This window comes from Endothiovibrio diazotrophicus, assembly GCF_054657215.1.
In genome coordinates this window covers 93,172-119,359 of the sequence record NZ_BAAHXB010000001.1, presented here as the reverse complement: position 1 = coordinate 119,359, position 26,188 = coordinate 93,172, and the positions used below count along the sequence as shown (strand labels likewise).

Annotated in this window: 20 protein-coding genes; 9 read left to right on the top strand and 11 right to left on the bottom strand. The window is 67.5% G+C overall.

Annotation, left to right across the window (positions count from 1 at the left end):
• Window positions 1–41: 41 nt before the first annotated feature.
• Together ACYQ2W_RS00485 and ACYQ2W_RS00480 are read left to right on the top strand one after the other, a co-directional pair.
• Entirely contained in the window at window positions 42–968 is a 927-nt protein-coding gene (locus ACYQ2W_RS00485; protein ID WP_459862309.1) for a lysylphosphatidylglycerol synthase domain-containing protein, read from the top strand.
• Window positions 965–2,815, top strand: a complete 1,851-nt coding sequence (locus ACYQ2W_RS00480) for a hypothetical protein (RefSeq protein ID WP_459862307.1) — start codon at window positions 965–967, stop codon at window positions 2,813–2,815. The genes ACYQ2W_RS00485 and ACYQ2W_RS00480 overlap by 4 nt, the downstream gene beginning before the upstream one ends.
• Before the next feature lie 106 nt (window positions 2,816–2,921).
• Here the strand turns inward: ACYQ2W_RS00480 and ACYQ2W_RS00475 are convergent, their stop codons facing one another.
• The 7 genes from ACYQ2W_RS00475 to ACYQ2W_RS00445 all read right to left on the bottom strand — a co-directional run bounded on the left by ACYQ2W_RS00475 (window position 2,922) and on the right by ACYQ2W_RS00445 (window position 11,013).
• A complete protein-coding gene (locus ACYQ2W_RS00475; RefSeq protein WP_459862305.1) occupies window positions 2,922–3,641 on the bottom strand; it encodes a glycosyltransferase family 2 protein in 720 nt (239 codons plus the stop codon).
• Window positions 3,638–5,146: an NTP transferase domain-containing protein gene (locus tag ACYQ2W_RS00470; protein ID WP_459862303.1), complete on the bottom strand. Its 1,509-nt coding sequence runs from the start codon at window positions 5,144–5,146 to the stop codon at window positions 3,638–3,640. The genes ACYQ2W_RS00475 and ACYQ2W_RS00470 overlap by 4 nt, the downstream gene beginning before the upstream one ends.
• The gene (locus ACYQ2W_RS00465; RefSeq protein ID WP_459862301.1) at window positions 5,146–7,446 is read right to left on the bottom strand and encodes a hypothetical protein; all 2,301 of its coding nucleotides are present in this window, start codon (window positions 7,444–7,446) and stop codon (window positions 5,146–5,148) included. The genes ACYQ2W_RS00470 and ACYQ2W_RS00465 overlap by 1 nt, the downstream gene beginning before the upstream one ends.
• Window positions 7,443–8,057, bottom strand: coding sequence for a PI-PLC domain-containing protein (locus ACYQ2W_RS00460; protein WP_459862299.1), 615 nt, complete (start codon window positions 8,055–8,057; stop codon window positions 7,443–7,445). Before ACYQ2W_RS00460 ends, ACYQ2W_RS00465 begins: the two co-directional genes overlap by 4 nt.
• Before the next feature lie 109 nt (window positions 8,058–8,166).
• On the bottom strand, window positions 8,167–9,594 hold the full coding sequence (locus ACYQ2W_RS00455; protein WP_459862296.1) for an arylsulfotransferase family protein: 1,428 nt from the start codon (window positions 9,592–9,594) through the stop codon (window positions 8,167–8,169).
• Window positions 9,595–9,651: 57 nt separating this feature from the next.
• Complete coding sequence (locus ACYQ2W_RS00450; protein ID WP_459862294.1) at window positions 9,652–10,776, bottom strand: sulfotransferase; 1,125 nt, start codon at window positions 10,774–10,776, stop codon at window positions 9,652–9,654.
• Window positions 10,777–10,785: 9 nt separating this feature from the next.
• Complete coding sequence (locus ACYQ2W_RS00445; protein ID WP_459862292.1) at window positions 10,786–11,013, bottom strand: hypothetical protein; 228 nt, start codon at window positions 11,011–11,013, stop codon at window positions 10,786–10,788.
• Window positions 11,014–11,451: 438 nt separating this feature from the next.
• Here ACYQ2W_RS00445 and ACYQ2W_RS00440 point away from each other — a divergent pair, with 438 nt between their 5' ends.
• From ACYQ2W_RS00440 to ACYQ2W_RS00425, 4 genes are all read left to right on the top strand, one after another.
• Window positions 11,452–12,978 carry an arylsulfotransferase family protein gene (locus ACYQ2W_RS00440; RefSeq protein ID WP_459862290.1) on the top strand — a complete coding sequence of 509 codons (1,527 nt, stop codon included), beginning with the start codon at window positions 11,452–11,454 and terminating at the stop codon, window positions 12,976–12,978.
• Window positions 12,979–13,131: 153 nt separating this feature from the next.
• Window positions 13,132–14,997 carry a hypothetical protein gene (locus ACYQ2W_RS00435; RefSeq protein ID WP_459862288.1) on the top strand — a complete coding sequence of 622 codons (1,866 nt, stop codon included), beginning with the start codon at window positions 13,132–13,134 and terminating at the stop codon, window positions 14,995–14,997.
• A 301-nt stretch (window positions 14,998–15,298) separates the two neighbouring features.
• Entirely contained in the window at window positions 15,299–16,207 is a 909-nt protein-coding gene (locus ACYQ2W_RS00430; protein ID WP_459862286.1) for a JmjC domain-containing protein, read from the top strand.
• A gap of 12 nt (window positions 16,208–16,219) precedes the next feature.
• Complete coding sequence (locus ACYQ2W_RS00425) at window positions 16,220–17,128, top strand: 2OG-Fe(II) oxygenase (protein ID WP_459862284.1); 909 nt, start codon at window positions 16,220–16,222, stop codon at window positions 17,126–17,128.
• Window positions 17,129–17,258: 130 nt separating this feature from the next.
• Here the strand turns inward: ACYQ2W_RS00425 and efpL are convergent, their stop codons facing one another.
• Complete coding sequence (gene efpL, locus ACYQ2W_RS00420; protein WP_459862282.1) at window positions 17,259–17,822, bottom strand: elongation factor P-like protein EfpL; 564 nt, start codon at window positions 17,820–17,822, stop codon at window positions 17,259–17,261.
• A gap of 531 nt (window positions 17,823–18,353) precedes the next feature.
• Here efpL and ACYQ2W_RS00415 point away from each other — a divergent pair.
• The 3 genes from ACYQ2W_RS00415 (at window position 18,354) to ACYQ2W_RS00405 (ending at window position 23,554) form a co-directional block, all read left to right on the top strand.
• Window positions 18,354–19,373 (top strand): glycosyltransferase family 2 protein, encoded by a 1,020-nt coding sequence (locus tag ACYQ2W_RS00415; protein WP_459862281.1) that lies wholly within the window; start codon window positions 18,354–18,356, stop codon window positions 19,371–19,373.
• 123 nt (window positions 19,374–19,496) lie between these two features.
• Complete coding sequence (locus ACYQ2W_RS00410; protein WP_459862279.1) at window positions 19,497–20,456, top strand: substrate-binding domain-containing protein; 960 nt, start codon at window positions 19,497–19,499, stop codon at window positions 20,454–20,456.
• Window positions 20,457–20,473: 17 nt separating this feature from the next.
• Entirely contained in the window at window positions 20,474–23,554 is a 3,081-nt protein-coding gene (locus ACYQ2W_RS00405) for an ATP-binding protein (RefSeq protein WP_459862277.1), read from the top strand.
• Between the two features lie 234 nt (window positions 23,555–23,788).
• Here ACYQ2W_RS00405 and ACYQ2W_RS00400 read toward each other — a convergent pair whose 3' ends face one another.
• The 3 genes from ACYQ2W_RS00400 to ACYQ2W_RS00390 are packed head-to-tail and all read right to left on the bottom strand — an operon-like array spanning window position 23,789 to window position 26,107.
• Window positions 23,789–23,980 carry a Fe-S-cluster oxidoreductase gene (locus ACYQ2W_RS00400; RefSeq protein WP_459862275.1) on the bottom strand — a complete coding sequence of 64 codons (192 nt, stop codon included), beginning with the start codon at window positions 23,978–23,980 and terminating at the stop codon, window positions 23,789–23,791.
• Window positions 23,981–24,027: 47 nt separating this feature from the next.
• Window positions 24,028–25,788, bottom strand: a complete 1,761-nt coding sequence (locus ACYQ2W_RS00395) for an ATP-binding SpoIIE family protein phosphatase (RefSeq protein ID WP_459862274.1) — start codon at window positions 25,786–25,788, stop codon at window positions 24,028–24,030.
• Between the two features lie 13 nt (window positions 25,789–25,801).
• The gene (locus tag ACYQ2W_RS00390; protein WP_459862272.1) at window positions 25,802–26,107 is read right to left on the bottom strand and encodes an STAS domain-containing protein; all 306 of its coding nucleotides are present in this window, start codon (window positions 26,105–26,107) and stop codon (window positions 25,802–25,804) included.
• Window positions 26,108–26,188 lie beyond the last annotated feature (81 nt).

Below are 26,188 nucleotides of genomic sequence, written 5' to 3'. Positions count from 1 at the left end.
TGACGAGTGTTAATACCCTTCTCGTGTCAGGGGCGAAGCTGGTGGTTGCCGCGGCCATCATCTGGCTTATCCGCGATCAGTTCGAGCCGAAGCATTTTCGGCTGCTCCTGGAGCAGCCGCTGATCGCCTTGGTGGTGCCCCTCTCCTGGATCCTGAACCAGCTCGCCACCGGCATACGCCTCGCCCATCTGCTGCGCTGCGTCGCACCGGTCAAAGCCCAATCGGAGATCCTGCGGGCCAATTTCATCTCTCTCTTCGTCGGCACGGCGGTGCCCGGATTCGCCGCCGACGTGGTGAAGCTTTTCTACCTCAAGCGCGCCTGCCCCTCGCTCGGCAAGACGGAGATCGCCGTTCTGCTGATCCTGGATCGCCTTCTCGGCCTCCTCGCCATCCTCTTTTTCGCGGCCCTGTCCAGCCTCTGGCTGTTGCCGGGAATGGAGGGTCGAAACCGATTGCTGTTGCTGGTGCCGATTGGCCTGTTGCTGCTCTTTTTCGCCTCGATCGGGCTCAGCGGGGGCGTGGCCAAGGCAATCTCCGGCCGGGTGAGCCGTTCCCGGTTCCAGCGGGCGTTGCAAGTCGTCCGGCAGGTCGCTCGCCGGGAAAATCTCCCGCTGCTGGGAAAGGTCCTCCTGTGGAACCTGGCGGCGGTCTTCGTCCTGATCTTCGGCCTGACCCTTGCCGGCGGCTATCTGCATGAGACCTTTCAGGGCGAGGCCCACTACGCCTTGCAGTTCCTGCTCATTCCGGTATCGCTGATCGTCGCCATGATTCCGCTGACGCCGTTGGGGATCGGGGTCACCCAGGTCAGCCTGGGTGTCCTGTACGGCGGGTTCTCCCTCGCGGCCCAGGTCGGGGTCTCGGTCAGCAGCCTCAGCCAGATCGGCTACCTGGTGGTCGCCCTGTCGATTGGCGTCCCGCTGTTTATCGGCTATCGTCGGCGAATCGAAGAAGAGAGCAAAGCCTCATGAAGCCCGGCACGATCAAGGCGATGGTGGTGGTCGCTGGCGCGCTGGTCGGTCTCGCCTACTGGGCCGCCGCTTTCCTGCTCTATCCCGACGAGCCGTTCTACCTCAAGGTCGTCTTCCGCCTCGGCGACCTGCAGTATTTCCCGCTCATCGAGTCGCTGGCGCGCCTGGATCTGTCGCCGACCTACAGCGCGGTATTCTCCGGCTCCGGCCTGGTCCGCTTCCCCCTGCCGCCGCTGATCCCCCATGCCGTCGGCTTCGCCCTGGCCGGCCCCGCCGGGCTGATGGCGGCCGACGTGGTGGTGGTGGCGGTCGCCGGCTACGCCTTCTATTGGCTGTTTCGGGTCGCCTCGGCCTCCCGGCAGTGGGCCGCGGTGCTCGCGCTGATCTGTATCAGCACCTACTTCGTCCTGCCGACCCACGGCATGGTTTACGGCCTTCGCCTGCCGCGCCCCGAGGTCACCAATCTCTTCATCGTGGGGTTCCTCGGCTATCTGCTGCTGTGGATCCGCCGCCCCGGGCGGCTCCTCAAGCGCGGCTGGCGGATCGTCGCGTTCGGTGCGCTCACCGCCCTGGTCTTGCAGGGCTCGGTCTACTTCTTCCTCATCGGCGTGACGCTCCTGGCCGCGGCGGTGGCGGAGAGTCTGCTTTCGTGGCGGGTCCTCCTCGACCGGCGCCTCGGGCGGGCCGCCCTCCTCTTCGTCGCCGCCTTTCTCGTCGTCGGCCTGCCGTTCGCCGTGCAGGCGCTGTGGGGGGCACCCGATCTGGCGACCCGCTTCGGCCTCTATCCGGCCGAGCAGCGCGCGGCGGTGGTGGCCACGTTTTTCCGGCCGCTGCTGGCCGCCATGGGGCCGCCCTGCATTGCCGCCGCGGCGATCCTCGTGCTCCTGCGCCTGCGTGGCCGCAGTACCCGGCTGGCGGCCGCCCTGCTGAGCTTTCCGCTGCTGGCGGGCGGGGCGGCGCTGATCTTCTTCCTCCTCAGTCCGGCCTACGTCCAGCTCTTCCATTTCCCCGACAGCGTGGCCGACACGGGCCGCTTCGTCCTCATGCTGCTGCTCGCTCAACTCGGCCGCCTGGGCCTGCCATCGCTCCCGCGGCGCTGGAGCGGGCCGGCGACCGCTGCCGCGCTGCTCGCGTCGGTCGCGCTGATCTTCGGCTGGCAACTGCACAGCCTGCCCCATCACAAAGTGACCGGCTCCGCCAACACCTTCGCGGCGGAGCGCCAGCGGCTGCGCGACGACGTGGCGACGCTCATCCAGCGTTTCGGCGCGGCCCCCGGCGGGGCGCCCCGTCAGTTGCTGACCAACGACCACCACCTGCTGACCTGGTGGGTGATGGCCGGCCAGGGGACCCTGCTGATGCCCGACGTGTTCGAAGTGGTGCTCACCGACCAGCAGATCGAGACCCAACTGGTCCAGGTGGGCAAGTATCTCGGCTGGAGCGGGGCGACCTGGTCGGGCTATATCAATCAGGACCGGTTGATGCCCCACCACGTGCATAACAGCGTCCTGCTCTATTTCCACAGCCACGCCAAGTATCAGGCCTCCTCGCTGCACTCGCGGGCACCGCCGGCCGACTATCCGGCGCGCCTGCGCCCGGTGATCGCCCGGGCACGCTCGACCTGGAGCCTCGCCCTCCCCTTCTCCGCCCGCCAACGGTTGGACACCGCCTACGCCGCGACCGGGCGGGACCCGCGCTTCGCACCGGATCTGATCGTGTGGGGGAAGTATCGGGGCACCCCCGCGGCATCGCCGCCGGCGGAGTACCACCGGGTGCTCGACCTGCCGAACTACACGGTGTGGCAACGGCAAGCGGGGCTTGGAGAGCAGACGCCGATCCCACTACCGTAGGATGGGCAAAGGAGCACAGCGACGTGCCCATCAAACGAAGGCAGTGAACGTCACGTTGGCAGTTTCGTTTTGATGGGCACGCTGACGCTTTGCCCATCCTACGAACTCAAATCCACCCACCGGCCACCCGCAACACCACCAGGTACCACAGGTTCCTCGCCATGAAGCGCAGCCGTGAAGGGAGGGAGAAGGCCCATTTGGAGCGGCCGGCCTGGCGTTCGAGAAACCGCACCGGCACGCTGACCACCTCCCTTCCGGCGCGCACCGCCTTGTAGTAGGCGTAGATGTCGAGTTCATAGCCCACCGGCGGGTGGCGGAACTGCTCCAGCAGGCTGCGGTGGAACAGCTTGGGCTGGGCGTTGATCTCCTCCAGGCGCAGGCCCAGGATCAGCCGCGAGAGGCGGGTCTGTAGCCGGGTGAGCCGCCCGGCGCGGCCACGCTCGTTGACCCGATGGCCCTTGCCGAAGCACGCCCGCGGCGCGGGGCGCGCCAGCACCGCGTCGAACAGGCGCACCACATCCTCCGGCGGGCACTGCAGGTCGGCGTGGGACCAGGCCAGGTAGTCGCCGCCCGCCTCGGCCAGACCGCTCAGGATGCCGTGACCGTAGCCGCGGTTGTGCGCGACGGTGGCGCCCTTGATGGCAAACGGCGCCCCCTTCGCCACCTCTTCGGTGATGCGCCGGGCAGTGTCATCGGTGGAGCCGTTGTCCACCAGGATCAGCTCGACGCCGGCACGGCCGGCCAGCGCCCGGCGGTAGCCATCGACCAGCCGGCCCAGGGTCGACCCTTCGTTGTAGCAGGGCAGGACAATCGAGAGCGTGTTCATGAAGCGGCGAACAGCTCGCGGCGCTCGCACCAATAGCGATGTTCCATGAACTCCTCGGGGGTGCCGAGGTGGACGTACTGCTCCAACGGATAGGCCATCACATCGAGTCCCTCGGCAACGAAGTGGGCGAAGGCGTTGTCGGCCACCATCTCGCCGCCGTGCCACGGCGGCACCCGGTCGAGCCGCTGGAAGATCGCGCCATCGGCGACCCAGAAGAAGCCGGCCAGTCCCGGATCGTCCTGCGCGCCCTTCCCTTTCACATGGACCGCCGTTACCCGGTCGCCCTCGACGCTGACGTGGGTGTGGTGGGCCGCCATCTTGCGCTGGGTGAGCGAGGGCCGGAAGGTGAAGATCACCGCGTCGGGCCGCCGCCGCGCCAGCGTGGCGCGGAAATGCTCGGGGTCGAACAGGCCGAAGGCGTCGCACGAGGTGAGGAAGAAATCGCGCTGCCGGCAGAGCAGCGGGGCGGCCTGGCGCAGGGTCTCGAACTGGGAGCCGGTCTGCTGCGGCAGGACCAGCCGCTCCTCCTGATCGCCCCGGGGGGAGCCCAAGGCGTCCAACTGCCCGGCGATCGCCGGCGTGGTGATCAGGGTCGGCGCGGCGGCGGGGAAGCGCGCCGCGCAGTAGCGGTACATGGGCTGCCCGTCGATCGGAATCAGCGCCTTGGGCTGCGCGGAGAGGCCGTCCATGCGCTGGCCCAAACCGGCCATGGTCAGGATGTTGCGCCCCTCGCCCGCCTCGGCCACCGGCGGTGCCGAGGTCAGCACACGCTTCCAGCGGAGAAAATCCACGAGCTGTGCGGGCACCCCCCAGTGGATGAAGAAGGGCACCGGTTGCAGCGACACCTCCGCCCCGTCGGCCGCCAGGTAGTTGAAGATCAGCGAGGGAAAGAACTCCCCGCTGACCCGGACGTCGTCCTCGATCAGGCGTCGCGTCGCCGCCATCATGGCACGGCCGTCGCGCACGAAAAAGGCGCCGATGGAGAGCGGCTCGGCCATCCAGTCATCGGTGAACGAGCCCTTCTCGCGCAGCGCGTCGAGCCGCTCCGGGGCATCGGCACGCGGCCGGCAGAAGGCCGAGTAGTTGTCGGCGATCAGGTGGGGGTGGAAGCCCTGGTGGGTGTAGATCACCGCGTCGTGGTCGAGCCGGGCACGCACCGCGTCGAAGTCCCAGCGCCAGGCGATGTCGCAGTAGGCGATGAAGAACGACTCGTCCAGCGGCAGTTGATCGGCCGCGGCGGCGAGCGACCAGGCCGGCCCCTCGCGATGGGGCGGGATGAAGATCAGCGTGCAGCCGAGTTCACCCTCCAGATAGCGGACCTCGCCCGGCGAGAGTAGCTCGCGGCAGGTGACGATGAAGCGGCGCACCTCGGTCGGAAAGCGCTCCACCACATGGGCGATCATCGGCCGGCCGTCGATCTCGATGAACGGCTTGAAGGTGTCGTAGCCGGCCTCGCGGAAGCGGCGGCCCTGTCCGGCCATGGGGATCACCAGGTTAAGGGGCATCACGCCTCCGCCAGCCGCTGTTGCAGGCGCCGCAGCCGATCGAGGGTGGCCTCCTCGCCGTCGGCGCGGACGATGGACCAGCCGGCGAAGAGCCGGGCGCCGGCACGGCGGCACGGCTCGATGACGTCCAGGGTCAGCCCGCCGTCGATCTCGATCAGGAAGCGGCGGCCGTCGGCCCGCGCCAGGCGCTGGAGCGCCGCCAGCCGCTCCAGGGTGGCCGGGTCGAAGCGCTGTCCGCCGCGACCCACCGGCACCCCCATCACCACCGACCAGTCCAGGTCGGCCTGGCGCACGATCGTCCACAGGGCGTCGTCGATGGGCCGGTCGGTCTCCAGCACCAGGCCGGGCCGGGCCCCGCGGCGGCGGATGTGGTGCAGCGCCGCGATCAGCGCCTCCTCCCGTGCCACGGCACGGGGGTGGAGGGCCACGGCGTGGCAGCCGGCGTCGAGGTAGCGATCGATGAGCGAGACGCCGCCCTCCTCCGCGGCCTGGGGCTCTTCGGCCATCAGGTGGGCGTGCAGCCGCACCTCGGGATGATGGCGGCGGAGGTAGTGCACCTTGTCGAGCACATCGATCACCCGCGGGATGAAACGGCCGTCCCCCACGTCGATGTGGAAATGGCGCACCCCTTCGGCCACCAGCCGATCGACCAGGCGGCAGTAGTCGGGGCCGAACGGGACCTCGATCATCGAGGCGGAGAAGGCGCAGTCCATCTCGTCCGCGGCCGGAGTGTTCCGCCGGAACGCCTTGAAACGTCGGCACAACGCCTCGTCGTCGCTGCGCAGGGCGATCAGATGGTGACCCGCGCGGACCGATATGCCACCGCCGGCAGCGACCAGTTCGTCGAACAGCGCCAGCTCCGCGAAACGGGAGAAACGCTGCACCCACACCCCGCCGCGGTCGAGGAGACGACGCAGCCCCTGCGTCGGCGAGAGGGCCTCGTCGGCTGCCTCGATCGCCAGCGGATAGTCATGCAGGAAATCGGGCAAGGTGAACGGCGCGGGGGTAAGCAGGCGCGGAGGGACTTCGTGGACAGGGAGCGGATGGTACGGTGCGCTCACCCGCAGCCGCACTCCGTCCGGCGGTGTCACCGCGCCAATCTCCCGCTCGATCCGCACCCGGGAGCGCCCCCCCGCCCACACCACCTGGATCTCCAGCGCGCCGTGAGCGACCTCGGCCAGGAGATGGAGCGGCTCGCCGCGCGGGGCGGTAACCGAGACGCCCAGCGACAGCGGCAGCCGGCGGGCATCGACTCCCGGCGAGGCGTGGGTGTGGCGCAGACGGAAACGGATGGCGTGGTCGGCGAAACGCCGCTCCAATCCGGCGAGCAGGGACTCGGCCTGCTGAAACGGATCGCCGCCCACGCCCCCCGCATCTTGGCGCAGGTACTCGCCCACCATCCGATCCCAACTCACCACGGCGTCGAGCAGGGCCTCCAGCGCCGAAGATAGGGCTGACTCCACGAAAAGCGAGGGGGAGAGGAGACGTGCGGCGACACCGGAAACCCCTTCGTGGAGGCTCTCCCCGGACGGCGCGTCATCGCCCAGCCAGGCACGAACGAAGGCGAGCGACTCCAGGCGGGGCGCGCGGTAGTCGCTGTTGTCGACCACCCGGTCGAAACGGCTGCCGAAGCGGGCGAGGTGGTGGCGGAACGAGGGGAGGTCGATACGCTGGAAATAGTCCACCGCCTCGGCCTCGCCGCGGTAGCCGCTGACCCGCGCCACCTTGCGCCGCAGCAGCTCCTGCGGGCTGCTCAACAGCAGCAGGTTGAGGTCGATCAGCTCATCCAGTTCGGGACGGGCGGTGTAGTGGCCCTCGATCAGGATCACCAGCCCCGGTTCGAGCCGGCACTCGGCGCCGCCGACCGCGCGCCCGCCGTCGGGCCGCGAATAGAGGCGGTCGAGGCGGATCACCTGCGATCGACGGGGGCCCGTGGGATCGGCGCACAGCGCCTCGCGGAAGCGGCGGACCTGTGCGAGAAACCCGCGGGCCAGATCGAGCCGCATGTGCAGCTCCCCCTCGAAGGGGAAGGTGTCGACCCGCGCCTCACGCAGGTGGGCCAGATCGGCCAGCCGCGGCTCCCGCTCGGCCAAGGTCCAGTCCAGGCGATAGGACCAGACCGGCCGGCCGTCGCGGCGCAGCAGCTCGGCCAGATCGTCGGCGAGGATGGTCTTGCCGGCGGCGGTCGGACCGTCGATGCCGATCACCGCGACGGTGTCCTCGTAGGCCGCCAGGGTCTGCGGCAGGACCTCCTCGTAGAGCCGCCGCGCCAACGGACCGGGGATGCGTTCCGCGCTCACGCGGTCTCTTCACCGCGGAAGGGGGCGCCGGCCCACGCCTCGGGCGTCTTGGTGCAGACCGCGTCGATGGCGATGCCGCGGGTCGTCAGCTCGGCCCGCATCGCCGCCACCGGCGCGGAGCCGCTACGGCCCACCAACTCGGGGGAGACCAGGCAGAGCCGCAGCCCCGCCTGCTGCAGGCGTTGCGCCTCCTCCCCGGTCAACGCCAGGTGGGTGAAGGTGTCGACCCATACCCAATCGACCCGCCCGGCGAGGCGCAGGGCGGTTTCGACGCTTTCGTATTCGGACACCCGCACGGCGCAGCGGCGTTCGCCGGCCAGCGCGCTTTTGAGCAGGAAGGGGAAGGACTGGTCGAGGAAGAAGAACGCCTCGATGCGGTGCTCGGCCAGCCGCGCCAGGACCGCCCGCTCCAACCCCTCCTCCTTCACGTTGACGATGAGGAAGCGGTGGCGGTAGGCGGTGAGCCAGTCGGCGAATCGCTCGCCGGTGACGAAGGGGTCGTGGGCCAAGATCAGCTCGCCGTCCCGGCTGCGCAGGTCGATCTCCACTCCCAGTTCGGGAGGCGTCGCCTGGAGGTCCGAAAGCGTGTTGCAGCGATGGCGAATGATCAAGGCGGGTCGGTCGGTCAGGTACGAGGCCAATAATGCCGCCGGAAGCGGGCGGTAATGATAGCGTAGAAACGAACGGTCGGGACGGCGTTTCGACGTTCACCATCCCCCGTCACCGGCAGGCACTCCCGGCCAGCTCGGCGAAGCGCGGAGGATAGCGGGTGGCCTGGGTGATCCTCGCCACGTGCGTCTCGTCATAGCGGTTGATGAACTCCCACACGGTCTTGCCGCCCGGCGTGACCTCGAAGGCCCTGCCACCGTCGAAATCGGTGATCAACAGGTTGCCGTTGCCGAGACGCTGCACCTTTCCACCGATCTGCGAATAGAACGGGTCGGTGGCGTCTCCCTGGTAGCCAATGGTGACCTTGCGGGTTGCGGGGTCGATCACGGCGATACGGCTGCCGCCCAGATTCCGCCCTCCCGCCCCGTCCGATCGATTGTCGAACAGCAGGATCGTGCCGTCGGCGAGGAACTGCGCGTCGTGCTGTTGCCGGAACGGTCCGGTCTGCGTCCACACGATCCGTCCGCTATCCGGCCGGATCACCGCGAGCATGTTGAGCATTCTCAACGAAACCAGGATGTCACCGGCCTGGAACATCGGAAACCTCGCGGCGTCCCTCTCCTGCAAGACGGCGACGGAGTTCAAATGGGTCAGATCCGCCACCCGCTCGCCCTCCTCGGCACCGGCCCCGGAGCCCTCTCCCGGATCGCCGGCGATCTGGCCATTCCGCGGGGCGGTTACCAGATGGTTCCAGCGGCCGTTGAACAGATCCGCTTCCAGCCCGCTCTTGTAGAAGGCGTCGATGACCGACCATTGGCGGAGGATCGCTCCATCCGGGGCGACCTCGGTGACGAAGTTCTCGTAGTAGGCGATATCCAGGGGGCGGTAGTGGATCGCCTGCTCGTCGTGCACCTTCTGGATGGGGACCCAGAAGTGCCCCTTCTCGTCCAGGAACAGCGAGTGGTGGGTGTGCTCCGGCAGGATCCAGGAAACCTCACCGCACCGGTTCATCCGAACCAGCGCATGGCCGTCGTAGTTGAAGGCGATGCCCCCATCGGGAAGGAGGATGGCGCCGTGAATCAGGACGTTGAAGTCGTCGCTGTCGTCGCCGATGGCGTGGCGGAGCTTGCGGTAGGCCACCTCCCACTCGTGGAGAATGGCGCCATCCCCGGCGAGGAGCTTGATACCCACGTGATCGTCCCAGAAGCCGGTAATCAGCGTCGGCCCGGGCTCCATCGCCTGCCGGTCATGGATCACCACCCCGGAGCCGGGACGGGTGGCGGGGCGCAACTGGCGGGTCGGCTTCAGGTCGAGATTGTCTCCCCAGTTGCCCATCCAATCCCTCGCCGCCATGCGCGCCTCGGTGAACAGACGGTCTCCCGCGTCGAAGAGGTGGAAGGGATAGATCCGGTGTCGTCCCACGGCGAAGCCGTAAATCATGGCGACAAGGAGCAGGGTCAGGACGAAGTAGACGAAGAGGAGATTTTTTCCGCTCCACTTCATCACGTATCCGCGGGTCTTGGAATCGATTTTTGGCATGCTGTTTTCGTTTCGTTCGGGTGCCGGGGAGAGGACGCCACTTCCGGCACGACGCCCCTATGTTGTCGGTGGCGAGCCGGCGAGAGCGCATAGGCGTTGGTAGACCTCATCGGTCTCTTCGCGGATGGCGGCAAGCTCCGCGACGGAAAATTTCGGTGTGTAGTAGGTGGGGCTGCTGATCCGGGCGGCGTGGGTCGCCAGTTGCCCGGGCGTGATATCGAGCTGGCAGTGCGCGAACAGGCGTGCCAACAGATTGCCGGGATTGCGGCACAGCTCGTCGTAGTCCGCGATGAACAGCTGTCGCGATATTCGCGGATCGCGCTCGATCAGCTCCGCGACGTGGCCGTACAGCGAGGCCCAGCTCGCCGCCGTTCCCCGGACCTCCTCACCGGCCTGCCAGAGTCCCTGGATCCGCTCGACCGCGCCGTGCTCACCGACGTTTACCGCACGGCGATCCAACCCGAACTCGAAATGCCCGAGCCGCTGGAGGTAGCGGAGCACGGCGGGATTGCGGCGCCCGGCGGCGACGAACAGCCGGTGCTGCTTGATCAGCGAGGCGACCTGCGCCACCGGATGGCGGACCGGAACCACCAATCGGGCATCGGGAAAGAGCCGCAGCAGGTAGCCGAGCCGGGAGAGGTTGTAGTTTCCCTTCGCCAAGTACCGGCTGCCCCCACGCAGCAGCAGGATCTTGCGCAGGTGGTCGCGGTAGAAGGCCTCGAATTCCGGGTGGTGACCGGTGGCGTCGAGCACGTTGTCGACGGCGGGGTCATGGGCGTGTGGAAAGAAGGCCATCCAGACCATCTCCTCGACGGCCTCCGGGCTGTCGGGGGTGATCTTGATCCGGTCCTTGTGCGCCCGTTCGACGGGTTCCATGGAGCGCTTCGCGGCGCGGTCGAGGAACGCATTCCAGATTACCGGGGTGAGGGCGAAGGGGTAGTCGCGGTAGCGGTGGCTGGCCGTCTCCCGGTGCTGCTCGAGCATTTCGAGCAGCACGGTGCTTCCCGAACGGGCCATCCCGGCGATGTAGATCGGGCGATCGATGGGGATTGCCCGCAAACGCCCGGCAAGCCATCCGGCCTCGATTCGCCCCAACCGGACGAACAGCCTCTGCCACGCTGCGGCCAAGCCGCCGGCCCAGTCGTCGAACCGCGAGACCTCGATGGCGGCCCCCTGAGACAAGGCCCTGCCCTACTCCCCGGAGGTTTCGTCCGGTGCATCCTTGCGGTCGGCCTCGGACCGACCCTTTTTCAGCTTTTGCCGCAACATCCGGATCGGCCACGCCAGCAGCCCCCCGGCGGCGATCGCCAGAAACGAGATAACGGCGCCCAGCGAACCCAGCAGGGTGATGCCGGCACCGGGACCGACGTAGGCCATCGCCGGCGGGGAGAGCGACACGATCCAGGTGGCGACGAGCAACGCGGCAGTGGTCGGGAGTTTGCGACCATTTCGACGTGAGCATTTCATAACGACGTTTCTCGAACGATCAAAGGAAGGCCACCGATAAACAGATAAAATAACTTTAAATACAATAGGTTGAAAAGGAGTATTTCAGCCATCCCCAACCCTGTCAAGGTAGCGTGGAGCGCCCGGGTCGGCGCGCTGGCAGCGGCGCCATTTTCGCGACCGCTACCGCAGCCACGCCGACCAGGCGTGATCGCGCTCGACCTGGCATCGGCCGCGAACGCCGCCACCACCCCTTCTTGTCCACGCGATTCCAGACGCTTAGACTGTCGCCCCCGCCTCGCCGCACAAGGCCGTTCGTCCCGGGGCCAATTGCTCGGAAGAGACGATACCATGCCCAGGCCTGCCTTCGGCCCACTCCTGACAACGCCCGTCATCCTCGCTGTCGCCCTTGTGGGCATCCCTTTCGGGCTGGCGATGTGGAGCTTCCTCGCCGGTCAGCCGCCCTCGCAGTTCATCCCGTTCGCCGCCTTCGGTCTCACCACCGAGGACTGCTTCGCGCTGTCCGCAATCGGCTTGGTCGTCGTGTTGTCGTTCAACTGGATCCGGCGAAATCCGCTCTTCGCCTACTTCATCGTCTCCCTGGTCGTGCTCTCCGTCACCTACGGTTTCGCGGTCGGCAAGCACAGGATCTACCCCTATCCTCTCTTCGCCGCCGGCGATCGGTTGTGGGCCCAGGCGCGTATGGCCGCCACGGACTGGGGGAGCGATTGGCAAGACAACCTCCAGCTCCGGCCCACCCGCCAACTTCACCGCACCACCCGCTCCGGAAACGGCGTGCTGCGCCGGTCACCGCAGGCGATGCAACCCGGCCCGACGCTGCTCGTCGGCTTTTGGGACAACCACCTGGGCGTGAAGCTGATCGCCGCCGACGGCGCGCTCCTCCACGAATGGGATGTGGCGTACGGGAAGTTCAGGCAGGCGGTGTACAACAAGCGCAACGACGCCAACGGGGACAGCGACTTCAACCGCTTGATCCACGGCGTCGTCCTGCTTCCCGACGGGGACATCGTCTTCAACTACGACAACAACGCGATGGTGCGGATGAGCTGGTGCGGGACGGTCTCCTGGATCCTGGAGGAGAGCACCCACCACGCCATCTCCCGGGATCAGCAGGGCAACTTCTGGGCCCCGCTCCAGCGCCCGCGTGACGGACGGGAGCAGAATCTCCCATTTCCCGATGGTTTGTATTGGGAAGAGTCCGTGGCGAAGATCTCACCCGATGGCAAGATTCTGCGGGAGTTCCCGGTGATCGAGGCCCTCTATCGCGGGGAGTTCGAATCGGCCTTGGCCACCCGCTGGAACACCTTGTCAAAACAGATGCGCAATCCCCGGGGCGAACACCTCGTGGAGGACCTCTCGATGGTAATAAACGGGGCGATCATCCCCAACGTCACCCACCTCAACTCGGCTCAGGTCCTGTCGCCGGCGCTGGCCGACCGCTTCCCCGCGTTCAAGGCGGGCGACATCCTCGTCTCCCTGCGCGGCATCGACATGATCGCGGTCATCGACCCAAATACGGAGCGGGTGGTGTGGGCGCAATCGGGGCCGTTCCTGCGCCAGCACGACGCCCAGTTCCTGCCCGACGGCCACCTGCTGGTGTTCGACAACTATCTGCAACCCCTGGGAGGCAGCCGCATCGTGCTCGTCGACCCCGATACGCGCAAGGTCACGACCCGCTATCGTGGAACGCCGTCCGATCCCTTCTTCACCGCCATGGGCGGGAAGGTGCAGCCCCTCGCCAACGGCAACCTGTTGATCACCGAGTTTGCCGGCGGACGGGCGTTCGAGGTCACCCCCGCCGGGCAGATCGTCTGGGAGTTCCTGAACCGATACGACCAGGATCACGTGGCGACGCTCACCCAGGCGACCCGTTACCCGCCGTCATTCGCCGATTTGGCGGGGCGCTCCTGTCATTGAAGATCGGCGTTGACCTTGCCGTTGGGATGTCCCCACCGGTTGATCTTGAGTTCCGGATCGTGGCGGTACCAATCCTTGACGAGTGGCAGGACGATCGATCCCGACGCCTGCCGAAGGGGACATGAATCCATGCGGACATCGGTTTACAGGACCATGGTACTGGTCGCCGGGGCGCTCATCGGCGCCTCGTATTGGGCGGTCGCCTATCTGCATTACCCGGCGGAACCGTTCTACGTCAAACTCCTTCTGCGCATGGATGCGCAGTACTTCCCGCTGATCGAGTCGCTGTCCAGGCTGGAGTTTTCCCCCACCTACAGCGCGGTGTTTTCCGGTTCCGGTCTGGTCGATTTTCCCCTGGCGGCGCTGATCCCTCACGCCATCGGCTTCGCCCTGGCCGGTCCGCACGGCTTCATCCTCGTCGACATGCTGGCGGTCGCCATCGCGGCCTACGCCTTCTATACCCTGTTTCGCCTCGGCACGGCGCCGAAGTACCTGGCCGCGCTGCTGGCGATCGTCTGCGTCGGCTCGATGTTCATCCCCTTCATCCACCACAAGATCTACGCCTTCCGCATCCCCCGCCCGGAGATCAGCAACCTCTATTTCACGCTGTTCCTCGGTTACGCCCTGCTCTGGTTTCGCCGTCCGCGCCTGTTTCTCGCCGGTCGGGGAAGCAGACGGCGGACGGTCGCCTTCGGTGTAGTCACCGCGCTGGTGCTGCAGAGCCAAATCTACTTCTTCTTCATCGCCCTGGCGGTCCTCCTCTTCCTGCTCACCGAGAGTCTGGTGTCCCGGCGAGTCGCGCTCGACCGGGGCACGGGAAAGGCCGTCGGGCTCTTCGTGCTGTCGTTCGTCGTCGTCGGTCTGCCGTTCCTGATCCAGCTGCAGTGGGGCGAACCGGACCTGAAGGCACGAATGGGCGTCTACGCCGCCAGCCACCGCGAGCTGGTCCTGGGATTGTTCACCAAGCCCATCCTCGCCGGCCTTGCCTTGCCCTGCGGGCTGGCCGCGGTGCTCGCCTATCTCTCACGCCGTCGCCGCCGCGCGCTGCGTGTCGCCTGGTTTTCCACCGTTATGCCGCCGCTGGCGGCGATCGCCGGCATCGGCTTTCTTGCCGCCAGCCCCCTCCACATCCTGCCCTATCACGTTCCGTCGAGCGTGCGGAACGTCGATCAGATCGCCCTGCTGTTGCTGATTCCGCTGCTGCGCCTGCTGTTGTTGCGGGTTCCGAGAAGGTTCACTCTTTCGCTGCGCAAGATCCCCCCACGCCTGACCGGCGCCATGGTCGGCGCGGCGATCCTGGTGGTGGTCGCACGGAGCTTCACCGACCGCTATGCGGGCATGCCCACCAATTCACTTGCGGTAAGCGCCCGCTTCGGGCTCCAGGCCCTCGACCGGTATCGGGAAGATCTGGGAGCCGTCATCGACCTGCTGCGACGAGCGCCGGGGAGCGCGCCTCGTCTGCTGTTGACCAATGACTACTACCTGTCGGTGTGGTGGGTGATGGAGCGCCAGGGGACCCTGCTGATGCCGAACGTGTTCAACGTGGTCCTCACCGATCGGCAGGTCGAGGAGCAGCTGATTCAGGCCGGGAAATATCTGGGGTGGAACACCGCGGCGTGGGCCTCCTTTCTCACCCAGGACGCGCTGCACGACGGACGGATCGACAATCTGAACCTGGTGTTTTTCCTCGGCTGCAACAAGTACCAGGCCTCCGCGCTCCATTCATGGGCCCCGCTGGACGACTATCCCGTCGAGCTGCGCGATGCGGTGAGCGGGTCCACCTCGTCATGGAGCACCTCCCTGCCATTGTCGGAGCGACGCCGGCTGAAGGCGGCCTATTCGGCGGCCCCCCTCGATCCCCGCTTCGCCCCCGATCTCATCGTCATGGGAAAACTGCGGGACACGCCCCCGGTTTCGCCGTCCGCGAACTATCGTGTGACGAACGATCTGGCCAATTTCGAGGTGTGGCAGCAACGCGCCGCGGACGATGTCGTGGGGACGAAGCGCGTGGTGCCTTGATCCCGATGAATGCCCCCGCTAGAGTTGGTCCCTTGCCCGGAACGGATTCCAGTGGAGGAATCGGCCGCGAAAGTGGGATGATGGCTTATCGCCGACGGCAGCCGCCCGCCGTAGGTTGGCGCGAACGGGGGCTGCGGCCTTTCGTCGTCTCCGCCGAACCTACCGAACGGGATGTTCCCTCGAAAGGATCCTCATGGCCGGAAGCCCGCTGCTTTCGTTCGCGTCGGCGCGGTAGCGCCGACCTACGCCGCCCCCCCCGTAGGGGCCCTGTCGGTTCCGGTGAAGGCGTGAATATACCCTGATGAACCTCTCAGACCTGCTCGGACCGGTGGCATTGGCCGACATCACGGCCGCCATTCAGGAGCGCCGGCTGCTCCATCAGCCCTGTGGCCAGGGCGAGCGACTCTCATCGCGGTTCAGCTGGGAGCGATTCGTCTCCATCCTCAATCTGCAGAGCACGGACATGACGGGTATCCGCGTCTTCAAGGATGGCCGGCGGGTCCCGCTGGATTGGCTGACCGGCCGCCCTGCGGAGGTCTCCATCGACGGAGATGCGTTCAAGGCGTTGGCCCAACAGGGGATCAGCGTGGTCCTCAACCGGATCGAACACCGCGCCAAGGAGGTCCACGACCTGTGGCGCGAAGCTCGCGAGATATTCGCCTGCCCCCTCCAGATGGCCTATTTCGCGAACTTCGGCCCCGGCTACGCATTGAATGCCCATTTCGATCGGGACGATATCGTGATCATCCAGATCGCGGGCAGGAAGGAGTGGGAGATCATCGGCGAGGTGGTCGACGTCGCTCCCAACCGCAAACCGACCCGGGTCGACGACGATGCCGTCACCCGGCGCTTCGTCATGACACCGGGTGACGTCCTGGTTCTCCCTTACGGCCTCGCGCACCGCTGCCACACCCCCGAGGCGTCACTCCAGTTGGGCATGCTGGTGGAACGTCCGCACGGTTGGGACTACTTCAAGCGGCTGGTCGAACTGGCGGGTAGCCGGCCGGAGTTTCGTCGACCGGCACCGGTCGACCGCCGGGACAAGGCGGCCGTCGACCGCTACGATGAAGAGCTCCGGCAGGCGGTGGTGGCATTGATGGATTCGTATGGACCACGACAGTTTCTGGCCGAGGCGCTGCGGGGGAGCGGAAACCGCACGATCACCCTGGCCGACCTGCCGCCGACGGTGGATTTGAACGCTGACGACTAGCGAGAGACCGCCTTGACGCCCAACGACGCCCCCCGACCAAGAATCACCATCCCCCGGGTCGAAATCCCCAGCGCGGCCCGACGGCAGTGGCGTGAGGCGATCCGCGAGCGGCTTCAACGCGACCCCGGACAGCGGGAGGCGTGGCTGGCGTTGGGTAGCATGGAACGGGCCCTGGGCAATCTGGAGGCGGCGGCACAGGCCTATGCCGCGTGCGGCCCCGACCACCCGCTGGCCGCCTATATGCACGACCTGCTGGTCGGCGCGCCCCGTCCCGAGTCGACACTCGGGAGCGAGCTGCGCACCCCCCCGTTTATCTACCTGGAAGATTTCCTCTCCGAAACGACCGTCGCCGAGATCCACTCGGCCTTCGAGCGGCAGCGGGAGGCCTTCCATCCCCACGAGGTCACCTCGGGCGGCGGGGTCACCGGCCGCCTCGACGACTACCGCCGCTCCTTCGGCACCCGCGGGGACGATGAGACCCGTGAACTGATCCTGACCCCGGTGCGTGCCGCATTGGCCGAACAGCGCATCCCCGAGCGGCTGGGGGTGTCGTTCGATGCGGGCGATATCGAGATCGAACTCTCCTCCCATCTCGACCACGGGATGTTCGTCCCCCATCGCGACGCGGTACCCGCCGTTCCGACCCGCCGCCTGACCTTCGTCTACTACTTCCATCGCCTGCCCAAGCGTTACCAGGGGGGTGACATCCTGTTCTACGACGACCACGGCCCGCGGCAGCTCTGGATCCGCTCCTGTTTCACCCGCCTGACCCCCAAACACAACAGCATCCTGTTCTTTCCCTCCGACCGGGTGCATGAAGTCACCCCCGTCTCCTGTTCCAGCGACGATGTGTTCGACGGCCGGACCACCATCCGCGGCTGTTTCCACGACGGCTGGATGTCGCCGGCCCAACCGGCCTAGCCGCCTGTCGGCCTATGGCTCGTAGGTTGGGTTGAGCGCAGCGAAGCCCCTCCCCCATGGGTCAGCGAAGAGGGGTCAATGCGGGTCGAGACCGGTCCGGCTGACCAGCCCCTTCGGCGTCCACGTGGCCCTACGCCCGCGACATGAACTCGCCGCTGGTGGTGTTGACCTTGATCCGTTCGCCCTGAGCGATGTACTCGGGCACCTGCACCACCAGGCCGGTGGTCAGGGTGGCGGGCTTGGAACGGGCCGCGGCGGTGGCACCCTTGATGCTCGGGGTGGTCTCCACCACCTCCATCTCCACCGAACCGGGCAGCTCGACGCCGGCCGGCGCCCCCTCCACCAGCAGCACGTTGATCCCCTCCAGGCCGTCGATCAGATAGGGCAGCTCCGCCTCGATCGCCTCGTTGTCCAGGGCGTACTGCTCGTAGCTCTCGTTGTCCATGAAGGTACAACTGTCGGTCTCGCGGAACAGGAACTGCACCGCGCGGCGCTGGAAATCCGCCTCGGCGAGCACGTCCTCCCCCTTGAACGCCTTGTCGAACTTGCGCTTGGTCACCGCGTGGCGGAACTCCACCTTGTAGAGGGTGTTGCCGCTGCGCGAGGAGGAGGTCTGCACCTGCACCCCCTTGACCACGTAGGCCTCACCGTCGATGGTCACCACCGCGCCCTTCTTCAGCTCGCTCGCTCTCATCGCCTCGATTCCCGGTTGTTGCGAAAGGGCGGAAGGGTACCCGAGAACGGCGGCCTGCGCGACGGGGAAGAGCCCGTATACTTCGGCGTACCGATCCACATATTCATCGCTATACTCATCCGCACGCGAACCATACGGATGACCCTGGACGACGAGCTGGTGGCGGGGGTGGATTCGATCGTCGCCGCGCAACACACCACCCGCTCCGCATTCCCCCGTGAGGCGCTGCGCCTGGCGGTGGACGCTACCGGAACAAACCGATGGAGGCGGACGAATTCTCCGCCCGGGAGTCGGAACCGGCGTGGCGTGACGGGTGAAGGGGGGCGAGGTGCGCTGGAGTTGTAATCGGTAACGGGGCGACGAGCCCGGCCGCTCCGTCCGGCGGCGTTGCGCAAAGGATTGCATACGGCAAGTATGCGCCCCTTTGCGCGCGTTGCCGGACGGGCGTCTCGACGCCCCAAAACAGGAAGTTATTCTTTCGCGGGCCCTAAACGTTTTCGCCTGAAACCCGAAGCCTGACCCCCCCCGCCCATGCCCTCCCCCCGCGTCTCCGTCCTCCTCCCCCTGCACAACGCCGAGACGACCCTCGACGAGTGCCTCGACTCCATCGCCGCCCAGACCCTCGCCGACTACGAGGTGGTGGCGGTGGACGACGGCTCCACCGACCGCACCGCCGAGCGGCTGCGCGCCCGCCGCGACGCGCGCATCCGGCTGCTCCAGCCGGGGCGGCTGGGTCTGGTGGAGGCGCTCAACCTCGGCCTGCGCGAGGCCCGCGCGCCGCTGGTGGCGCGGATGGACGGCGACGACCGGATGCACCCGGAACGGCTCGCCGCCCAATGCGACTGGCTCGACGCCCACCCCGCGACGGCGCTGCTCGGCAGCCAGGTACGCCTCTTCCCCGCCGAGCAGGTCAGCACCGGTTACCGCGAGTACCTCCGTTGGAGCAACGGCTGCCTCAGCGCGGAGCAGCTCGATCACCAACGTTACGTGGAGTCTCCCCTGATCCACCCCTCGGTGACCTTCCGCCGGGAGGCGGTGCTCGCCCTCGGTGGCTACCGCGATGGCGACTTCCCGGAGGACTACGAGCTGTGGCTGCGCATGCTCCGCCACGGCCTGCGCCTGGAGAAGCTGCCGCGGATACTGCTGGAGTGGCGGGAGGCCCCCACCCGGCTGTCGCGCACCGATCCCCACTACGCCCGCGAGGCCTTCGACGAGCTGCGCGCCCGCTACCTCGCCGACGACCCCCGGCTACGCGCCGCGCGGGCCGCCGGCCGCCCCTTCGCCTTCTGGGGCGCGGGCCGCAAGACCCGCCGGCGCAGTCAACGGCTGATCGAACGCGGCTACCCCCCCGCCGCCTGGATCGACATCGATCCGCGCAAGCTGGGCAACCGACTGCGCGGGGTGCCGGTGGTCCCTCCCGAGTGGCTGGCGCGCACCGAACGCCCCTTCGTCCTCAGCTACGTCGCCAACCACGGGGCGCAGGCGGAGATCGCCGAGCGCCTCGCGGCCATGGGCTACCGCCTCGGCGAGGATTTCCTCCCCGTCGGTTGACTTTCCGCCTGCCGGCGCGTTGCCTATAACTACCTTATTTCCTCCAGGCCCTTTCGCCGCCAAAATATGTAAGAAATTTGCCTATAATCGAGTAAGAAAATAGCGATACCAGGAACGTACACCATGCACCACCCACGCCTCGCGGCGATCCTCGCCCTGCTCTCCTCCCTCGCCCTCGCCGCCCCGCCACCGGAACCACCGCCGGCGCCCCGGACGACCGCGACCCGGCTGGTCGGCTTCGCCCAGGACAACTTGGCCAACGACTGGCGTCTCGCCCAGGTCCGCGAAATGGAACAGGCGCTGGCCGATGAGCCCGGCGTCCGCTTCATCTACAGTGACGCCGGCGGCAGTACCGCCCAACAGGTCCTCGACATCGAGGAGATGATCGCCCGGCGGGTCGACGTGCTGGTCACCAGTCCGCGCGACAGCCGCGCCCTCGCCCCGGCGGTGGCCGCGGCCCGGAACGCGGGAATCCCGGTGGTGCTGCTCACCCGCCGGGTAAGCAGCGACCACTACACGGCCTTCGTCGGCCTCGACGACCGCGAGATCGCCCGCCGGGCGGCCGAGCGGATGGCCGAGCGCCTCCATGCCAGGGGACAGGAGCGGGGACGGGTGCTGATCCTTCAGGGCCTCCCCAACACCACCACCGCGAAGGCCCGCACCGAGGGCTTTCTCGCCGGGATCGCCGCTCATCCGGAGATGCAAGTGGTGGCGCTCAAAGCAGCCAACTATCTACGCGCCGACGCCATCCGCGCGGTCGAGGAGACGGTGGCCGAAGGGATCGTCTTCGACGCCGTCTTCGCCCAGAGCGACAGCATGGCGAGCGGTGCCCGACTCGCCCTGCGCCGCCTCGGCGTCGATCCGCGCTCCCTGGTGATCGTCGGCATCGACTACATCGGCGAGGCCCGCGAGGCGATCCGCTCCGGCGAGCAGGACGCCAGTTTCACCTACCCCACCTGCGGCGCCGAGGGGGCCCAGACGGTGATGCGCATCCTGCACGGCGAAACGGTCGCGAAGGAGCGACTGGTACCCTCGCGCATGGTCACCCGTGAGAACGTGGAGCGGGTGGAGCCGATTTTCTGATGGGAGGCGGTCGAAGCATGGTGCCGTTCAACAGCCTGAAGCACCGCCTGGTGGCCCTCTGGTTCGCCTCCTTGCTGCTGGCGCTGCTGGCGCTCGGCGGCATCTTCACCCACCTGGTGGACGAGCTCCACGAACAGGGTGCCCGCGAGGCGATCGATTCGGCCTTCCTCACCCTGCGCGGCCGGCTGACCGGCAAGGAGGCGGCCCTGGAGGCCCACACCCGGCTGCTCGCCCGCCGCCGTGAGGTGGTTGCCGCCCTCAACCTGATCGACCGCTACCAGGACCGCAAGGACTACCAGCCGCTGATCTTCGACCCGGAGAAGCGCAAGCTGGCCGGCGAACTGGCGCGAGCGGCCCTCGGCGGCGGACTGCGGCTGGTCGCCGCCTACGACACCGCCGGGGAGCTGGTGGCCTTCCGCGACCGCGGTACCGACGGCACGCGGATCGGCTACCTCAGCTACCGCGATGGGCAGGCGGTCGTCCTGGTGAGCGACAACCAGGGACGCGACTTCCACCCCGGCGAGGGTCCGGGGTGCCTCGCCCAATCCCCTGACGGAGTTCAGCCGATGCCCCGCCTGTTCTCCTGTCCGCAACCGCCGGGTCTCGCCATGGCCGCACGCATGCCGGTACAGCGGCGGCTCGCCGACGGCAGCGAGCGGACCATCGGACGGATCGAGGCGGTGACCCTGCTCGGCGATGCCTTCGCCACCGAGCTGGCCACCGAGCTCCACCTCCACTTCGCCTTTCGCGCCGGCGATGCCCCGCCGATCGGCGACCTGTCGAAGGCGGAGCTGGGCGAAGGGGTGATCACGGACGAGGGCAACGGGCGGGGGATCCGCTGGCGGGTCACTCCCGAGCTCTACCTCGGCGAGAAGCGCCTGGCGGGCGTGCCCACCCCGATCCGCTTCTACTTCGCCCGCGACAACAGCGCCCGCACCAGTGAGCTGGAGACCTTTCGCAACGCCCTGCTGCTGTCACTGCCCGCCATCGGGCTGGTGATGATCCCGCTCGGGCTGTGGCTGATCGGCCGCACCATCCTGCGTCCCCTGGAGCGGCTCTCCCGCGGTGCGGCCGAGGTCCGGGAGGGGCGCTATCCCACCTTGGAGGGGTTCACCGGCAATGACGAACTGAGTGGCCTGGCCCACGCCTTCAACACCATGAGCGAGGGGATCCACCGCCGCGAACGGGATCTCCGCCGCCTCTCCCAGGTGGTGGAGCAGGGCCCGGTGAGCGTCATCATCACCGACACCAGTGGACACATCGAATACGTCAACCCGAGCTTCTGCCAGATCACCGGCTACCGCGCCGAAGAGGTGCTCGGCCGCCGCCCCAGCCTGCTCAAGAGCGGCCACACCGACGAGGCCACCTACCGCGAGCTGTGGCGCACCGTGCTGGCCGGCGGCATCTGGCGCGGCGAGCTGCTCAACCGCACCAAGGAGGGGCGCCTCTACTGGGAGTCGGCCGCCATCAGCGGGGTGCGCGACGAGCAGGGCCGGATCGCCCAGTTGCTGGCGGTAAAGACCGACGTCACCGAGCGCAAGCGCGCCGAGCAGGCGCTACGCGACAACCGCGCGCTGCTCGCCGAGGCCCAGCGCATCGCCCACCTGGGAAGCTGGCAATGGGAGCTATCCGAGCGGCGGATGCAGTGGTCGGAGGAGCTCTACCGCATCTTCGAGGTGGACGAGGAGCGCTTCATTCCCACCCTCGACGCAACCCTCGATCGGGTCCACCCGGACGACCGCCCGCTGCTGCAGCGGCGGATCGCCGGGGCGACGACCGGCCGTCGGCGCTTCAGCGCCATCCACCGCGTCCTCCGCCCCGGCGGCGGCGAGCGGGTACTGCACACCGAGGGGCGGGTGGAGTGCGACGGCAAGGGGGAACCGCTACGCCTGTTCGGCATCTCCCAGGACATCACCCAGCGGCGGCGGATGGAGGACGAGCTGCGCGCCGCCAAGGAGCAGGCGGAGAGCGCGAATGCCGCCAAGGGGGAGTTCCTGGCCACCATGAGCCACGAGATCCGCACCCCGATGAACGCCATCATCGGCATGGCCGACCTGCTCGAAGAGACCCCTCTGGACGATCGGCAGCGCCACTACGTGGAGGTGCTCGAACGCAACGGTTCGATCCTCCTCACCCTGCTCAACGAAGTCCTCGACCTGAGCCGGCTGGAGGCGGGACGGATGGAACCGGACCGGATCCCCTTCGAACTCGCACCGCTGATCGACGAAATATTCACCCCCTTCCGCAACCCCGCCGCCAACAAGGGACTGCGCCTCGAAGCGGTGGTCGACCCGACCATCCCCCCGCAACTGCTCGGCGACCCCGGCCGGCTACGCCACATCCTGCTCAATCTGGTGGGCAACGCCGTCAAGTTCACTGAACGGGGGTACGTGGAACTGCGCGTCGAGCGGCTCCCCGACGACCCGCAGACGCTCCGTTTCCGGGTCACCGACAGCGGCATCGGCATCCCCGCGGAGAAGCACCGCACGGTGTTCGAGGCGTTCACCCAGGCCGACGGCTCCACCACCCGCCGCTACGGCGGCACCGGCCTCGGCCTAACCCTGTGCAAACGGCTGGTGGAGCTGCTCGGCGGCGAGATCCGGCTGCGCGACAATCCAGGCGGGGGCACCTTGTTCGAATTCGAGCTCCACCTTCCCCCCCACCTCGACAACGACGGGCAGCACCCCGCTCCACCACCGCCCCAACTGCCCCGCGGTCTGCGCGTGCTGCTCGCCGAGGATGCGGAGGACAATGTCCTGCTGGTCGAACGCTATCTCGCCGCCAGCGGCGCCGAGGTGAGCGTCGCGGAGAACGGCCTGGAGGCCCTGGAGCGGTTTACCCATGGAGAGTTCGACGTGGTATTGATGGACGTGCAGATGCCGGTGATGGACGGCATCGAAGCCACCGAGGCGATCCGCCGCTGGGAGAAGGAGAGCGGACGCCAGCCCACGCCGGTCCTGGCGCTCACCGCATTTACCCTGAGCGGTGAGGTGGAGCGCTGCCTCGCCGCGGGCTGTGACCGCCACCTGGCCAAACCGGTGAAGAAGGCGACGCTGTTGGCCGCCATCACCGATAGTCTGCGGCGGGACGCGGCGTGAAGGTGGGCCTGGATGCCGGATGGCACAACGACGACGCAGAGCGTCGAAGGAGACGCCGCTACCAGCGGAGAGGCTGAGGAGGTTACCACGCGGAGCGTGGTAACCAGGGGGGGCGTCTGGCAATGGAAATCCTTTGTCCTGGTCACCACACGGCCCTGGTCAAGGCCCTGACCAAGGCCCTGGTTACGACGCTCCGCGTCGTAACCGGTAACCTTGGACGCTCCGCGTCCTACCCTACGTCTCTCCATTCGCGGTCAGTCGCTCCAGCTCTCCGATCAGCGCCATCGCCTCCCCGGCGCTGCCGCCGCAGAGATCGGCCACCGGACGCTCCGCCGCGCCGAAGATCCGGCAGCGCAGCGCCGCGTCGAGCTGCGCGCAGGGCACCCCCGCCGGCTTCCCGGCGGGCATTCCCGGGATCGATTGCAACCGGTGCGCCTCCTGTCTTCGGCACACCCCAGGGGCACCCCCGGCAGTTACCAAGTATAGAGCGCCTCAACCTCGTTGCCGTCACCGAGGAAACGGACCTCCGAACAGAGGGTGCGGACCAGGGCGATACCGCGCCCCTGGCGCTCGACGTTGCCACTCAGCCCCTTCCCCGCCTCCTGGTGATCGAAACCGCCGCCGCTGTCGGCGATGGCGATGCGCAACCGCCCGCCCCCCTCCGCAAGCGGATGGTGCTCGAAGGTCAGCCGGATCCACCCCTCCTCCAGCCCTTCCAGGGCCGTCTGGCGCCGGGTGTAGTACTCGGCGAAGCCGTGGGGGTTCTCCTTCAACCCGGAATCGAGCCGCAACACCCCGTGCTCGAGGGCGTTGGAGTAGAGTTCCGCGAGCACGGTGTAGATACGCGCGCGGTGCTCCTCCAATCCCTGCAGCTCGGTCAGCACCTGCACCAGTTGCGGCAGCGGATCGACGTTGCGCAGGGTGTCGGCCTCCATCCGCACCTCCACCCCCCAGTTCATCGGGGGCCGTCCCGGCAGGTGGACCGACTGGCGGTCGTAGCCGGAGGCGAGCAGGTCGGCATCACAGGTCACCTCGATCAGGGTGATGTCGTCGCTCTGCGCGGCGCCGTCACGGAAGCGGTTCAGCGACTCCTGCACCTCGCCGAACAGCGCCTCGGGCGCATGACCGGCATCGAGCACCCCTTCCAGCCGCTCCTGGCCGAACATCTCGCCGGCGGGATTGACCGCCTCGATGACGCCGTCGGAGTAGATGTAGATGCGGTCCCCCTCCATCACCTCGAAGATCTCCAAGCGGTTGTCCAAATGGTTGCTGTCGACCACCCCCAGCGGCAGGTGGTTGGAGGCGACCCGCTCGACGATCCGCCCGCCGCGGCACAGCAGCACGTCGGGCAGACCGCCGTTCCATACGGTCAGCGTGCTGTGGGAGGCGTCCAGCTCGATCAGGGTGGCGGCGAGGAACAGGCCCGTCGGCAGGCGATCCTTCATCCGCTGGTTCAACTCCACCACCAGGTCGAGGATCGAGTAGCCCTTCTCGGTCATCCGGTAGAAGAGGTCGGACACCGGCATCGCACCGATCGCCGCGGAGAGACCGTGGCCGGTGAGGTCGCCGAGCATCACGTGCTGGCCACCGGAGGGCTTGCCCGCGGCGAGCAGCAGATCGCCGTTGGCCACCGCCATGGAGGAGAGCAGGTATTTGAGGTTGGCCGCCTCCAGGCAGCCGGGCTGGACGATGTTGGCGAAGACCTTCTCGGCGATCTCCTGCTCGCGCTTCAGCCGCTGGTTGTGCAGCCGCAGCTCGTCGTGCTGGCTCTGCAGGGTGGCGTAGAGGTTGCGCACCCGCCTCATGGCGTCGATCTTCGCCTTCAGGATCACCCGGTTGTAGGGCTTGGCGAGAAAATCATCGCCGCCGTACTCGACGCATCGGGCCAGCGCCTGGTCGTCGTTCACCGCGGTGAGGAAGATCACCGGAACGAAGCGGTCGCCGGACAACTCCTTGATCCGCCGGGTCGCCTCGTAGCCGTCCATGACCGGCATCATGACGTCCATCAGCACCATGTCGTGGCGGTCCCGGTCGAACAGCTCGACCGCCTCCCGGCCATCCTCGGCCATGGCCACCGAGTAGGATTCCTTGACCAGCATGGCACGCAGGATCAACCGGTTGGTGTAGTCATCATCGACGATCAGGACGCGCAACGGTGCCGCCGGCCTGCTGGCCGACGGCACGCCTCCCGCCACCGGTGAGCCCCCCGCGGGGGGGGTATCGTCGTACTCCATGCCGCGCCGCCGCTCAGTCGATCTTGAACAGTCGCTGGAAATTGGAGATGGTGAGGATCTTCTTGATCTCGGGCTTGGTGTTGATGATCTTGATGTCGCCCTGATCGCCGCCCGCCCGCTCACGCAGCAGCAGCAGCATGCCCAGCGCCGAGCTGTCCATGTACTCGGTCTGGCCGAGATCGATGACGTACTTGGTGTCCTGATGCTTGGCCTGCTTGTAGGCCTGACGGAATTCCTGATAGATGTTGAAGTCGAATCGACCGCTGATCTTGATCGTGATCGTCTTCTCGTCACCGGAGAGTTCGGTGTTCAGTGGCATTGTCCCGCTCCTGTTTTTGACATCATTCGTTACGGACCCGGCCGGGGGGACCCGTTTGCGCTAGTTTAACCCAGCGCCCCC

Bases quoted from the DNA above. Each gene is read 5' to 3' on its own strand.
- ACYQ2W_RS00480 (WP_459862307.1), top strand. From the start codon at position 965: ATGAAGCCCGGCACGATCAAGGCGATGGTGGTGGTCGCTGGCGCGCTG.
- ACYQ2W_RS00475 (WP_459862305.1), bottom strand. From the start codon at position 3,641: ATGAACACGCTCTCGATTGTCCTGCCCTGCTACAACGAAGGGTCGACC.
- ACYQ2W_RS00470 (WP_459862303.1), bottom strand. From the start codon at position 5,146: ATGCCCCTTAACCTGGTGATCCCCATGGCCGGACAGGGCCGCCGCTTC.
- ACYQ2W_RS00455 (WP_459862296.1), bottom strand. From the start codon at position 9,594: ATGCCAAAAATCGATTCCAAGACCCGCGGATACGTGATGAAGTGGAGC.
- ACYQ2W_RS00435 (WP_459862288.1), top strand. From the start codon at position 13,132: ATGGTACTGGTCGCCGGGGCGCTCATCGGCGCCTCGTATTGGGCGGTC.
- ACYQ2W_RS00430 (WP_459862286.1), top strand. From the start codon at position 15,299: ATGAACCTCTCAGACCTGCTCGGACCGGTGGCATTGGCCGACATCACG.
- efpL (WP_459862282.1), bottom strand. From the start codon at position 17,822: ATGAGAGCGAGCGAGCTGAAGAAGGGCGCGGTGGTGACCATCGACGGT.
- ACYQ2W_RS00415 (WP_459862281.1), top strand. From the start codon at position 18,354: ATGCCCTCCCCCCGCGTCTCCGTCCTCCTCCCCCTGCACAACGCCGAG.
- ACYQ2W_RS00410 (WP_459862279.1), top strand. From the start codon at position 19,497: ATGCACCACCCACGCCTCGCGGCGATCCTCGCCCTGCTCTCCTCCCTC.
- ACYQ2W_RS00405 (WP_459862277.1), top strand. From the start codon at position 20,474: ATGGTGCCGTTCAACAGCCTGAAGCACCGCCTGGTGGCCCTCTGGTTC.
- ACYQ2W_RS00395 (WP_459862274.1), bottom strand. From the start codon at position 25,788: ATGGAGTACGACGATACCCCCCCCGCGGGGGGCTCACCGGTGGCGGGA.
- ACYQ2W_RS00390 (WP_459862272.1), bottom strand. From the start codon at position 26,107: ATGCCACTGAACACCGAACTCTCCGGTGACGAGAAGACGATCACGATC.